General features: G+C 41.9%; 10 protein-coding genes. 5 read left to right on the plus strand and 5 right to left on the minus strand.

The genetic code is table 11. The annotated features are described in order from the left end of the window. Window positions 1–123: 123 nt before the first annotated feature. A complete protein-coding gene (lysS, locus tag PIECOFPK_RS02690) occupies window positions 124–1,647 on the minus strand; it encodes a lysine--tRNA ligase (RefSeq protein ID WP_409966458.1) in 1,524 nt (507 codons plus the stop codon). 220 nt (window positions 1,648–1,867) lie between these two features. Here lysS and PIECOFPK_RS02695 point away from each other — a divergent pair, with 220 nt between their 5' ends. Then, window positions 1,868–3,028, plus strand: a complete 1,161-nt coding sequence (locus tag PIECOFPK_RS02695) for an aldose epimerase family protein (RefSeq protein ID WP_409966459.1) — start codon at window positions 1,868–1,870, stop codon at window positions 3,026–3,028. Between the two features lie 6 nt (window positions 3,029–3,034). On the opposite strand, the gene PIECOFPK_RS02700 is transcribed toward PIECOFPK_RS02695, so the two are convergent. Further along, window positions 3,035–4,360 (minus strand): Gfo/Idh/MocA family protein, encoded by a 1,326-nt coding sequence (locus PIECOFPK_RS02700; protein ID WP_409966460.1) that lies wholly within the window; start codon window positions 4,358–4,360, stop codon window positions 3,035–3,037. A gap of 160 nt (window positions 4,361–4,520) precedes the next feature. Here PIECOFPK_RS02700 and PIECOFPK_RS02705 point away from each other — a divergent pair, with 160 nt between their 5' ends. Beyond that, a complete protein-coding gene (locus PIECOFPK_RS02705) occupies window positions 4,521–6,989 on the plus strand; it encodes a TonB-dependent receptor (protein WP_330974817.1) in 2,469 nt (822 codons plus the stop codon). A gap of 18 nt (window positions 6,990–7,007) precedes the next feature. Next, complete coding sequence (locus PIECOFPK_RS02710; RefSeq protein WP_409966461.1) at window positions 7,008–8,171, plus strand: PepSY-associated TM helix domain-containing protein; 1,164 nt, start codon at window positions 7,008–7,010, stop codon at window positions 8,169–8,171. Between the two features lie 5 nt (window positions 8,172–8,176). Here the strand turns inward: PIECOFPK_RS02710 and msrB are convergent, their stop codons facing one another. Continuing rightward, window positions 8,177–8,650, minus strand: coding sequence for a peptide-methionine (R)-S-oxide reductase MsrB (msrB, locus tag PIECOFPK_RS02715; RefSeq protein ID WP_409966462.1), 474 nt, complete (start codon window positions 8,648–8,650; stop codon window positions 8,177–8,179). Between the two features lie 268 nt (window positions 8,651–8,918). Here msrB and PIECOFPK_RS02720 point away from each other — a divergent pair, with 268 nt between their 5' ends. Beyond that, window positions 8,919–9,503: an adenylate kinase gene (locus tag PIECOFPK_RS02720; protein WP_409966463.1), complete on the plus strand. Its 585-nt coding sequence runs from the start codon at window positions 8,919–8,921 to the stop codon at window positions 9,501–9,503. 45 nt (window positions 9,504–9,548) lie between these two features. Here the strand turns inward: PIECOFPK_RS02720 and PIECOFPK_RS02725 are convergent, their stop codons facing one another. After that, on the minus strand, window positions 9,549–9,992 hold the full coding sequence (locus PIECOFPK_RS02725) for a viral A-type inclusion protein (protein ID WP_330974821.1): 444 nt from the start codon (window positions 9,990–9,992) through the stop codon (window positions 9,549–9,551). A 238-nt stretch (window positions 9,993–10,230) separates the two neighbouring features. Between PIECOFPK_RS02725 and PIECOFPK_RS02730 the strand changes: the two genes are divergently transcribed. Beyond that, window positions 10,231–11,568 carry an OmpA family protein gene (locus PIECOFPK_RS02730; protein WP_330974822.1) on the plus strand — a complete coding sequence of 446 codons (1,338 nt, stop codon included), beginning with the start codon at window positions 10,231–10,233 and terminating at the stop codon, window positions 11,566–11,568. A gap of 92 nt (window positions 11,569–11,660) precedes the next feature. Here the strand turns inward: PIECOFPK_RS02730 and feoB are convergent, their stop codons facing one another. Then, on the minus strand, window positions 11,661–13,778 hold the full coding sequence (gene feoB, locus PIECOFPK_RS02735) for a ferrous iron transport protein B (protein ID WP_409966464.1): 2,118 nt from the start codon (window positions 13,776–13,778) through the stop codon (window positions 11,661–11,663). Window positions 13,779–13,856: the final 78 nt, after the last annotated feature.

Raw genomic sequence — 13,856 nt, forward strand, 5'->3', positions numbered from 1 at the left:
TTTATTTATACAACGAATGTAGAGATTAAATGTTTCTCAAACGTTGAAGCAAGCAATCAATGTAAAAATAAAAAAGCACTCCGGTTAAAGAGTGCTTTTTAGTATTATCCGAAGCACTTTTGATTAATCCATCTTTTCGGGTCTCATCTGAGGGAAGAATAGTACATCCTGTATCGATGATTGATTGGTCATCAACATACATAATCTGTCGATTCCAAAACCGATTCCCGCAGTTGGAGGCATACCGTATTCCAGAGCACGCAAAAAATCGTAATCGATATACATGGCCTCTTCATCGCCGCGCTCGAGCAATTTTGCCTGTTCTTCGAAACGCTCGCGTTGTTCCAGTGGGTCGTTCAGCTCACTGTATGCATTGGCAATCTCTTTACCGTTTACCATCAGCTCAAAACGTTCTACCAGTCCGGCTTTTGAACGGTGTTTTTTGGTAAGTGGGCTCATTTCTACAGGATAATCGATGATGAATGTGGGCTGAATGTAGTGGTGTTCACATTTTTCACCGAAGATTTTGTCCACCAATTTTCCTTTACCCATGGTATTATCCACATGAATGCCTAAGTCGTTACAAACTTTTCTCAATGCGGCTTCATCCATATTGCTGATATCAATGCCGGTGTGCTCTTTAATAGCATCATAAATGGATACACGCGGGAATGGTGCTTTGAAAGAAATAGTATTATCACCCACAGTAACATCGGTGGTACCGTTCACATCCAGCGCTACTTTTTCCAAAAGTTGTTCGGTAGTTTCCATCATCCAGAAATAATCCTTATAGGCCACATAGAATTCCAAAACGGTAAACTCTGGATTGTGCGTACGGTCCATTCCTTCGTTTCTGAAGTTGCGGCTGAACTCGTATACCCAGTCAAAGCCACCCACAATCAGGCGTTTTAGATATAATTCATTAGCAATACGCAGATAGAAAGGAATATCTAAGGCATTGTGATGGGTAATAAATGGTCTTGCAGCAGCACCACCCGGAATAGATTGTAGAACCGGAGTATCTACCTCCAAAGCTCCGCGTTCGTTCAAAAACTCGCGGATGGAGTTGATCATTTTTGTGCGTTTTACAAAAACTTCTTTTACCGAAGGATTAATAACCAAATCGGCATAACGCTGACGATAACGGAATTCTGGGTCGGTGACTTCGTCGAATACATTTCCCTGCTCATCGCGCTTTACAACCGGTAACGGTTTTAAAGATTTGGCCAAAAGCGTAAGTTGTTTTGTGTGCAGAGAGGTTTCTCCGGTTTTAGTAATAAATACATATCCAGAAGCTCCGATAAAATCACCCAAATCCAATCCGTGCTTTACCAGTGTATCCCACTCACTTTTATCCTCACCGGGATATAGCTCATCCCGTTTTACGTATAATTGAAAAATGCCCTGTTTATCCTGAATTTTTATAAAAAACACCTTGCCCTTATCATTGATGCTCATGATACGGCCGGCGACACTTACTTCCGCGAACTGATCTTTGGTCTCTTCAGAAAAGTTCTTTTTAATATCTTCGGAATAGTGAGTTACCGGAAATAAGGGTGCGGGATAAGGATCAATACCGGCAGCCCTTAATTTTTGCAATTTTTCTCTTCTGATAATTTCTTGTTCCGATAATTGTTGCACACTCATATACTCTTAAATTCAAATAGGCTGCAAAGATAGCTGGTATTTAACATTTTGACGGAATCGGATTTTTCCAAGTGCTTTTGTGGCAAAAGAAGTCCTTTATCAGCGTATAACATTCTCAACATCAACAATTTTGATAAAATTCTTTGTGGACAAGCCAGTGAGAGAACAGAATAAATAGATATTGCAGGTTCTTGTAAATGCGATTGTGTATATTGCCGATATGAAAAATAAATTGCTTGCCGTAAAATCCGGATTTATATTGCGTTTATCAGGCGTTTTAGCCAGTTTGTTGTGGACATTAGTGATGCATGCGCAAAGCGTACCCCATCCTTATCTCAATCCTCAAAAGTTTGAAAAAGAAATAAATGGTAAAAAAACCGGGATTGCTTTTCTGAAAAATAAGAAGGGCATGACGGTGGCCATTACCAATTTTGGAGCACGTTTGGTAAGTGTCATTGTTCCCGACAAAACAGGAAACCCTGTAGACGTAGTAGTGGGATTTAATTCGATTGATGCATACATTCAGGCTGTGGGCCGAAATTATGGAGCTACTGTAGGAAGATATGCCAATCGTATGGCAAAAGGACAATTTACACTAGATGGCACTACCTATCAGCTACCACTCAACAATAACGGAAACAATATTCATGGAGGCCCTAATGGTTTTAACGAACAGGTTTGGGACTGGGTGGAAAAGTCAGATCGCGCAGTAACCCTTGCCTATCTTTCAAAAGACGGGGAGAACGGATTTCCAGGAAATCTAAAAGTGCAGATAACTTTTTCGCTCAATGATCAAAATGAGTTAAAAATTGCCTATACTGCCGAAACGGATAAGAAGACTGTTCTAAATCTTACTAATCATAGCTATTTTAATCTCGAAGGAGGAGGTTCGGTAACCGGATATCAGGTATATATCAATGCGGATCATTACACTCCCGTTAACGAAGCGATGATTCCTACCGGAGAAATTGTACCGGTAACCAATACTCCATTTGATTTAAGAAAGCCCACTATTATCAGCAGTGTAGTAGATGCACCTCATCCGCAATTAAAATATGGAGGTGGGTTTGATCACAATTTTGTTTTGAACAAACAAAAAGGCGGTAAAACACCCGAATTGGCCGCAACAGCCTACAGTCCCAAAACCGGGATATTAATGAAAGTTTTTACTACCGAGCCCGGGATACAGTTTTTTACCGCAAACACTTTGAAAGGTGTAGATAAGGATCGTAACGGAAAACCTATTAATGCCCGGGAAGCATTTTGTTTTGAAACCCAACACTTCCCGGACGCACCCAATCATCCCAACTTTCCATCAACCGTCTTATCCCCTGGCGAGCAATTTCAGTCTGTAACGATTTATCAGCTGCTTACTCAGTAAGCCTGATTAAATTTTAGGCAGTTTGTAACCGTTGTGATAAGGAGCCATGAGGTATTGCTGATTGATTTTTTCATCAGTAAACTTACCTGCGGCCTTGTCCCACACTAATTTCTGGCCACTTCTGAAAGCGATGTTTCCAATTTGACACACAGTGGCAATATGGGCTCCGGCTTCAATGGAACAGTTCAGGTCTGATTGTTTGCGAGAGCGCAGCACCTCAACAAAGTTTTCCATGTGCTTATCCAATCCGTTGTCAGACCTGCCTTTGAAAGGTACCAGCACTTTGTTTTCGCTGCGTTTTTCTTCAATCACTTCCCAGCCACCACGGCTTAGTACCAGCGTTCCGTTGTTGCCGATAAAGGCGATGCTGTGGTCGCGGTTGTAATTGCCGTTATCAATACCCATGGCATGGTCCCAGATGATGTTGAAGCCGTCAAACTCATAAAGTGCGGTGAGTGTATCGGGTGTTTCCTGTGCCAGTTCGGGATAGGCAAATTTTCCTCCCAATGCGCTTACTGTTTTGGGAAGTGATGCTTTCATACCCAGAAGTGCGTAGTCCATTAAGTGTACACCCCAGTCCGTCATCAATCCTCCTGCATAATCCCAGAACCAGCGGAAGTTAAAATGAAAGCGACTGCTGTTGAAGGGCCTTGTTTTGGCCGGGCCCAGCCACATTTTATAGTCTACACCGGGAGGAGGAGCACTGTCAGGTACCACAGGTGCAGGTTTCATCCAGCCTTGATAGCAACACACCTTCACGGTCCTGATATTACCCAGTTTGCCGCTTTGAACAAATTCAACAGCCTCTCTAAAATGTTGCTGGCTGCGTTGCCATTGTCCGGCCTGCACAATGCGATTGTACTTTTTTTGTGCCGCCACCATGGCCTTACATTCTTCAATAGAGTTACCTACAGGCTTTTCTACATATACATCTTTTCCTGCAGCTACGGCATCAATCATCATTAGAGCATGCCAGTGGTCCGGAGTACCAATGATTACTACATCCACGTCTTTATTTTCCAGGAGCTTTCGGTAATCACCATAAGTTTTGATTTTGCTGGTATCAATGTTTTTTTTCTGCAGCTCCGTCATCCTTTCATCCAGAACGGATTTATCCACATCGCATAGTGCTACAATTTGGGTCCCCGGCACTTTTAGGATGGACTGCGTATTGGACCACCCCATACCTTTTATTCCGATAACGCCAATCTTAATAGTATCCGAAGCGCTCTTATTGATGAAGGAAAAATTTTTGGAATTGAAAGACTGAAGGGCTAACGACCCAAGGGCAAGCGCTGATGTCTGATAAATAAATTTTCTACGGCTATTCATGCAAATCGTTTTTTCAAATATATAAAAACAATGTCAATGTCATAAGACGTCTTATTTGTCAGAAAACTGTCAACAGTTACTAAGAATTATGATTTTTTCCGCATTTCGTAAATATGACGAAGATGAGTGCTGCTATTTTTGCGCCTCAAATAAATGATTCATGAGAAACATAGTTTACTTTTTGGCTTTGGTGTGGATATCACTAATTAGTTTGGAGGTTTTCGCTCAAACAGGATTTGGAAAAATTACAGGGACTGTTGTTACCGAAGATAATCAACCCGCAGAAGGTGTGACGATTGTGATTGTGGGAACAGATTACGCAACAGCGGCCAATGCTAGAGGCCGCTTTGGCTTTAACAAACTGAATCCGGGAAATTATACCTTGAAAGTTTCTTTGGTGGGATATAATGATGTGGAAAAAGAAGCTGTTGTTACAGAAGGAGCTACCACTTCTATATCCATAGTGCTTGGAGTAAATGCTCGGGAGTTAAGCGAGGTTATTGTAACCGGACGCAAAAACGGGCTGCATACACAAACAGCCTCAAGCTCCTTACGCGTGCAGACTCCTTTACTGGAGTTACCACAAAATGTACAGGTGATTACTGGAAGAGTATTGTCAGAACAGCAGATTATAAGCACCAGCGACGGATTGTTGCGGAATGTTAGCGGATTACTTCGTGCGGAGCACTGGGGTGATTTATATACCAACGTAAATATGCGTGGTTCGCGTGTGCAGGCTTTTCGCAACGGATTTAATGTGGTAAACTCTTCTTGGGGCCCTCTTACAGAAGACATGAGCATGGTAGAGCGCGTGGAATTTGTAAAAGGCCCAGCAGGATTCATGCTGGGAACCGGTGAACCGGGAGGGTTATACAATGTAGTTACGAAAAAACCTACTGGAGAGAATAAAGGAGAAGTGTCCTTTGCGGTGGGCAGTTACGATTTGTACAGAGGAACGATTGATCTGGATAGAAAGTTGACTGCCGATGGAAAACTGTTGTTCCGCTTTAACGGTGCTTATCAGAAAAAAGGCTCTTTCCGTCCCTTTGAGCATAACGACCGTATATCTGTGGCTCCCGTATTCAGTTATGCATTTTCTGAGAAATCAAAGCTGACACTAGAGTATACACTCCAGCATGCGAAGATGACAGATGTAGGATCCTATTACGTATTTTCTCCCAATGGTTTTGCTTCTTTGCCCAGAAACTTTACACTGGCGCAGCCTGGAACAGAACCTTCCAAAATCAATGATCACAGCATCTATCTCAATTATCAGCAACAATTGGCTCAAAACTGGAAGCTGACTATTCAAGGGGCTTATTTTTATTACGATCAAACAGGGGGCAATAGCTGGCCTACAGCCGTAGGACCCGGAGACTATGATTTGGATTATGATGGCGTAATTGATGGAACACTCAGCCCGAACCAAATAATCAGAGGCTATGGTATTTGGGATGCACGCAGCAATATGAAATTAGGACAGGCTTTTGTAAACGGTGAAGTGCAAACTGGCGCCATTCGTCACAGACTGTTGTTAGGGATTGATGCTGGGAAAAAGGATTATGAAGCCGATTGGAGTCAGTCCTTCCCTCTCGACACTCCTGATAAGCCATTTGATGTAAATAATCCCGATTATGGAGCTCCTGCCAACGGATATCCGCAATTCGATCGTTCGCTTCCTTTATCTCAGCGCGCCAAAGCCGGTGGCGGCACTATGGGGCAGGAGTATGTTAGCGGATATGCACAAGATGAGTTAGGCTTTTTTCAAAATAAACTGCGTGTAACGCTGGCCGGTCGTTTTGGCTATTTAAAACAATATCAGTGGGGTGGAGCACCTTATCAGAAAGCACATTTTACTCCACGTGCAGGTATCAGCTACTCTCTGCCCGGAAATGCATATGTGTACACTTTGTTCGACCAAGCATTTACCCCGCAATCCGGAATATTGCGCAGCGGCGAAACAGCCAAACCCATTACGGGTAATAATATAGAGCTGGGCATTAAAAAAGACTGGTTTGGCGGAAAATGGAATACCACACTTGCTGCCTATCGTATCCTAAAGAAAAACGAGCTTACGGCAGATCCCTCCAATGCCGCTAACGAAAACTATAGTATTGTAATTGGCGAGAAAGAGGCGAAAGGATTTGAGTTCGACTTAAGAGGAGAAATTCTTCCCGGATTTACTGCTATCGCTAACTATGCTTATACAATCAGTGAAGTGACCAAAGTGGCCGAAGGAGTTACCACGCTTAAAAAGGGTGAATATGTTCCCAGTTTTGCAAAAAATACGGTAAACACTTGGCTCACCTACACTCTTCAAAGAGGACCGCTTAAAGGCTTCGGCATCAATGGAGGATTTACTTATCTAGCTGGACGTGTAGGATGGGGCTATAGCATGGATCATCCCGAACGCAATATGGGCGATTATTTTAAACTGGATGGTGGACTATTCTGGAGTTGTAAAAAAGTATCCGTAACCGCCAATGTGTTTAATATTCTGGATAAATATCTGTACAGCGGCTCTTATTATACCCAGTACTGGAATTATCCCGATTATAATGTAGCAGCTTATTCTTGGCAGGTGGACCCTCCCAGAAACTTTAGAGTATCCGTAACGTATAGATTTTAAACTGAATAGGTGTAGGAGATGAGAATAAAAAAGGCAATAGGAAAAATTCATTTATGGCTGGGACTCGCTTCCGGCCTTATTGTCTTCTGGTTGGGAATATCCGGCTGTTTGATTGCATTTGAGCGAGAAATCACTCGTGCGGTGGAGCAGTTTAGATATGTAGAAAATCCGGGAACAAAATATCTACCTCCTACTGTATTGAAAGATTCGGTGGATAAGTATCTGAACGGAAAAGAAACTATAATACTCGAGTATCTGGGTCCTCGCGATGCGGCCTTAGCTTATTATTATGATGACAGCGTTTACTATCAGGTTTTCATTAATCCTTACACTGGCCATGTGCAGAAGGTGAAGAATATGCGAAAAGACTTCTTTCGCATTATTACCATGGGCCATTACGAATTGTGGATGGGAAAGCCGGGAAGAATTATCGTTTCAACAGCAACACTTATTTTTCTGATATTGATGATTACAGGTGTAGTGTTGTGGTGGCCGCGAAACAAAGCGGCAGCTCGTCAGCGGTTTAAATTTAAGTGGAAGCCCTCCACCCGATGGAAACGGAAAAACTACGATTTGCACAATGTGCTAGGATTTTATATGACCTGGGTGGCTATTTTTCTTGCCATTACCGGACTAATTATGGGATTCCAGTGGTTTGCCCGCTCTGTTTATTTTGTTTCTTCCGGAGGCCAAACGATGCCTCCTCATGAGCATCCTGTATCGGATAGCGCATTGGCTCTTTCGGCAGATCGTTCACAAGTTGTTAATACTGTATGGCTGGAGCTAATGCAGCAAAAACGAAGCGACAATAAGGTGGGGATTGTGTTTCCACAAGATGAAACAGATGCATTGGAAGGCTTTGTTAACCATAATTTGGACAGTTATTATAACGTCGATTTTTATCATTATGACCAATACACCGGAAAGGAATTGCCTGCAGAAGGTATTTGGGCGGGCAAGTTTAAGGATGCTTCTTTGGCCGATAAGATTCAGCGGATGAATTACGATATTCATGTGGGGGCCATACTGGGCTTTCCGGGCAAACTGCTGGTGTTTTTTGCAAGTTTGATTGCAGCCAGCCTTCCTGTTACCGGGTTTTATATCTGGTACGGTAGAAGAAAAAAGAAAATCCTGTCTATTGCTAAACAGGATTTCCCACAAAACTATTGTGTGACACCATAAAGTGCTTAAGACTTTTTCTGTTGTTGTTTGTATTCTTTTTCGATATCCTGCGCTTTTTCAAAGTCGAGAATAACGCCATTGATACAATAGCGCAATCCGGTTGGGGGCGGACCGTCGTCAAATACATGTCCTAAATGCGCTTGGCAGCGACCGCATTGTACTTCGGTACGAATCATACCATGCGAGCGGTCTTCCAGATAGATTACACTGTTTTTGCTAATCGGCTCATAAAAGCTAGGCCAGCCACAGCCGCTATCAAATTTAGTATCGCTTTTAAATAAGGGATTGCCGCAGGCGGCACAATAATAAGTACCTACCTCTTTAAAATTCTCAAATTTGCTGGTCCAAGGACGTTCCGTACCTTTTTGTCGAGCTATATAATACACCTCCGGTGATAGAATCTTCTGCCATTCTTCATTACTCAGTTTTACCGGGGTAGTATCGGTACGGGAGTAAACCGGATTTTTTGATTTATCCATGATGGTTGTGTCTTTAGGATGAGAAGATTTCGTTTGCGATTGGCATTGATGAAAAAAACAACCTATAAGAATCAATATAATCGCAGACGATTTCATATTTATTAAACAAATCCGAATTGAAAAAAGTTTTGCATTAAATCTTATTATTAGAAATTGTATAGAAAAAACCTATTTATATAATAAAATTACAATAAAAGGTCCATCAACTAATGAAATTATCCGATGATACAGTATATTTGTTCACTTACATCAAATTAAAATTGCGTAAATGTTTAATTTAGTTCTATTTGGACCGCCCGGTAGTGGTAAGGGCACTCAGGCACAAAAATTAATTGAAAAATATAAGCTGGTACATCTTTCCACCGGCGATCTGTTAAGAAACGAAATTGCTAATCAGACGCCGCTGGGACTTGAAGCCAAAAAAATAATGGACAGTGGTCAGCTGGTACCTGACGAGGTCGTAATAGGCATTATTAATAATTGCCTAGAGAAAAATACAGGAGCCACCGGCTTTTTATTTGACGGATTCCCTCGTACACTTAAACAGGCAGAAGCTTTGGATAAGCTATTGGTGGAAAAGGCTACCGGAATTAATCTGGTGTTAGCATTGGAGGTAAACGAAAACGAGTTGGTAAGAAGATTGCTCGAAAGAGGAAAAACCTCTGGAAGGTCCGATGATACCAGTGAAGAAGTAATCAGAAAGCGATTCCAAGTATATAGCAACGATACCGCTCCAGTAGCGGCTTATTATAAAGAGCAAGGTAAATTTAAGCCAATCTTTGGTGAAGGTTCGATAGACGAAATTTTTGATGCACTGTGTAAGGAAATAGATTCCGCAACAGCTAAGCAATAAAAGCATAAAAGCCCGCAACTCGCGGGCTTTATTTTTTCTATTCAGTTATTTACTAGATAATACCGAATCGGCTTTGGCGATACTGGAAAGTACAACATCCTTCATTTTATTTACCGAGGTCAGTTGCACTCTCAAATAAGCTTGGCGTTGGGTTTCATCATTCTTTAATGAGTCGTACTTAAAGCCGTCCATCCATTCGTTCATGGCGGCATCGGCATAGTTTAGGTCTTTTATAGTACTGTCTAACAATGCCATTCTTTTTTTATGCACTTCTGTACGCGGGAGATTTTTAAGCGAATCATACTCCGATTGTGCCTGCTTTAGCAACCGATTTAGTTTTGCCATTTTTGGCATAGCCACGTCGTGTCCGGCCAGAACTTCTGAAAGAAGACTATCTGATAAAGACATATCGCTATCGTTGTCTCCGGAAGACTGATTCTCACAGGATAGAAAAGCACAAACAAAAATGGCCAACGCGAATTTTCTCATCTAATATGGTTTTTTACGATTTACAATGGCTAATCTTTTCCCAATGACAAGCAAAAATAGCCATATACTACATATCCCTAATTCAGGTGATTGTAAGGTTTATTTGATGTATTAGCTATACTTTTATATTGTATTAAAGCAAATGTAAAGACCTTAATTTAATATAATAAGGTTTATATAAAAATTTTCTGACTAAACACCGTTCCTGTTGGAAATAAAAATAATTAAAATAAATAACATGAGAGCACTATTATTACTTCTGTCTTTTGTTTGTTGTACAAGCGTATTGTACGGACAAATTTTCGATCCGAAAGTTAAAGCTAAAAGGGCTGCAGAAAACAGGGTGAATAATCGCATCGATCAGGGAATTGATAAAGGCTTGAATAAAGTAGAAGAAGGCATCGGAAATATTTTCAAGAAAAAGTCAAAAAATAGTAACAACGACGAAGGAACCAGTAAGCAAAGCTCCTCTGGAAACAAGGGGAGTAACGGAGGCGGTTCTTCATCAAGCGGGAATGACGATTTTTCGGTATCCGGAAAATTTGATTTTGTTCCTGGGGAAAAAGTTATTGTTGTTGAAGATTTTAGCCAAGACGCATTGGGAGATTTTCCTGCAAAGTGGAATACGAACGGGTCCGGAGAATTAGTACGTTTGGGAGATCAATCTTCGAAATTTTTAAAAACATCTAGCGAAGTAGTGTTTTATCCGGAGTTTGTTAAAAAATTGCCGGAGAACTTTACTGTTGAGTTTGATCTGGTCGCTTCACCCAATTTCAGCTTTTACAACGGGTTTTTCATTGTGGGTTTCACAAGCGAGCCTAATGTAGGAGCCAACTGGCGTCTATTCAAAAGATTTGGCAATAGAGCCGAGCCCAAAGCCAATGTGGAAGTGGCGTTTCATCCTACTAGTGCCGGCGGTCAAAAAGGAAGAACCGTATTTCACAGCTTTGGAGGTGGAAAAGAAATTATAAAGAATGATGCAGAGCAGAGCGTGTTTAAATCCATGGGAAGGGATTTGTTTGCGCATGTTAGCATCTGGCGTCAAAAAGGAAGAGTAAGAGTATATCTTAATGATGTAAAAATTTGGGATATTCCTAGAGCATTAAATGATGGAGCGGTAATTAATTCCATTTATTTCAGAAACGATGGCTCAGGGAAAGACGACCAAGCATTCTTCATCAGCAATCTGCGCGTCGCTGTGGGCGCACCTGATACAAGAAACAAATTGATAACTGAAGGAAAATTTGTTACTACTGGAATTTTATTTGATGTAAATAGTGATAAAATTAAGCCTGAAAGCTATGGAGTACTGAAAGAGATTGCCAATGTATTGCAGGAAAATGAAAGCGTGAAAGTGAAAATCGTAGGTCATACCGATAGTGATGGCGATGATGCATCTAACCTAGCACTTTCCAAACGTCGAGCCGAATCGGTGAAACGCACACTGGTCTCTAAATTTGGTATCAGCGAGAGCAGAATGGTAACCGATGGAAAAGGAGAGTCTGAACCGGTAAGTCCTAATAATACTCCGGAAGGTAAAGCAAACAACAGACGGGTAGAATTTATCAAAATGTAATTCATCCCAGCCATTAACTTCATTAAAAGAGCGGGTATTGCACCCGCTCTTTTTTGTTAAGGGAGAAACGAAAAATTAGTATCGACAAAAAACTATTTCAATAACTGATAGGCGATAAAACTAACGATATAGGCCAGACCGGTCATGTATACCAGTTGAATGAGGGGCCATTTCCAACTGCCGGTTTCTCTTTTTACAATGGCCAGTGTACTCATACACTGCATTGCAAAAACGTAGAAGAGCATTAAGGAAATTCCGGTTGCTAGCGTAAACACTTTGGACCCATCGCTGAAGGTCGCTTGTTGCATTTTTTGCTGTAAGGCAAGGTTTTCCTCGCCGTCATCTTCCACACTGTACAATGTGGCCATTGTACCCACAAAAACCTCCCGAGCGGCAAAGGAAGTAATGAGTGCAATACCAATTTTCCAGTCGTAACCCAGAGGACGAATAACAGGTTCTATAGCCTTACCCATAAGGCCGGCGTAAGAGTTCTCCAGCTTGGCTGTTCCGTACTGCTCCTCAATAAGCGTGGTGTCGGCTCCGGGTTGAGCCAGTTGTTGCTCGTATTGCTGATGTACCTGCTCCATTTTTTGTTTAGGTCCAAAAGAGCTTAGGAACCACAACACAAGGCTGATTAACAGAATAACTTTACCTGCCTGAAACACAAAAATTTTCGCTTTTTCAATCATTGTGTGGAAGGCATTCTTCCAGCGAGGAGCACGATATACCGGCAACTCAAGAATGAAGAAGCTTTTTTCTTGTATTTTCACAAACCATTTGGCCACATAAGCTACCAGCATGGCAAATACAATACCTATTAAATACAGTCCCATCATCACCAATCCCTGCACACTGATAAAGCCGGCAATATAGGTTCGAGGAATAACGATGGCCGTTAGAATCAGATACACCGGAAGCCGGGCAGAACAACTCATTAAAGGTGTTACCAGAATGGTAAGCAGGCGTTCTTTACGATTTTCGATATTACGTGCACTCATAATAGCCGGCACCGCACAGGCAAAGCCGCTAATCATTGGCATAACGCTTTTACCATTCAATCCTACGGAACGCATGATTCTGTCAGTAAGAAAACTGATGCGTGCCATGTACCCGGTGTCTTCCAGTATGGTAATTAGCCCAAACAGAATCATAATCTGCGGAATGAAAATGACAATGCCTCCCAGTCCAGCAACGAGTCCATTAATTAGCAGGTCCGAGAAGTTATTTTCAGGCAATATCGAGCTCAGCCAGTTGCTAAATGCGGCCGTGCCACTATCAATCCAATCCATAGGATAGGATGCCAGCAGAAAAACACACTGAAACAGCAGAAACAATACTCCCAGTAGAATCACATATCCCCAGAAAGGATGCAGGAATATATTGTCCAGCCTTTCTGTCATTCTGGATTGCTTTTGCGGATCGGGGAAGGTTACCGCCACATTCAGTATATGATTGATTCTTGTATAACGTTGTAGAATCTCTTCGGCCTGTGTGCGTGTGGGGTTGAACTGATAATCTTTTTCTGTTTGTTCAATCTGCTCTTGAACATCATTGTTCAGTGCAAAGGTTTCATGATTGATAAGGTAATGTACGGCTTCGTACTCGCCCACTCCGGGCAAAATTTGCTGAACTCGCCTTATGGCTTCAGGGGCCAAAGAGGAGACATCAATAAAGTTGCGAGGTGTGGGTTTGTATAGATTGCCCGAAACCAGCTCTATTGCTTTTTTTAAGGCATCAATTCCTTTATTCTTGCGCGGATTTACCGCCACAACCGGCACACCCAGCTCCCGCTCCATTTCATTAATATCGATTTGTATACCCTTTTTGCGGGCGATGTCGGTCATGGTTAATGCAACAACTACCGGACGTTTCAAGTCGATAATTTGGGTGCAAAACAGGAGGTTCCTTTTCAAGCTGCTCGCATCGGCCACAGCCACAATTACATCGGGATGGATGTGTGGGTCTTGTCCAATAATCACTTTGTATGCCACCTCTTCATCCAAACGACGTGGATACAAGCTATAGGTTCCCGGCAGGTCAATAACCGTAGCAGCGCGATTACCAATTTTGGTGATGCCCGTTTTTTTATCAACTGTAACACCCGGAAAGTTGCCCACTTTCTGGTTAAGTCCGGTAAGCGCATTGAATAGCGAAGTTTTGCCGCTATTGGGATTTCCTGCTAAAGCGATATGTAAGTTTATAGTCTTCAAGATGTAAAATCGCAAAAATAACCGACTTAAGGGTAATAATGTTTACGAATTACGGAGAATTATGCAAATTAAGTCCCT

It is taken from the genome of Chitinophagaceae bacterium C216 (assembly GCA_028485475.2).
Classification (GTDB): domain Bacteria; phylum Bacteroidota; class Bacteroidia; order Chitinophagales; family Chitinophagaceae; genus Niabella; species Niabella composti.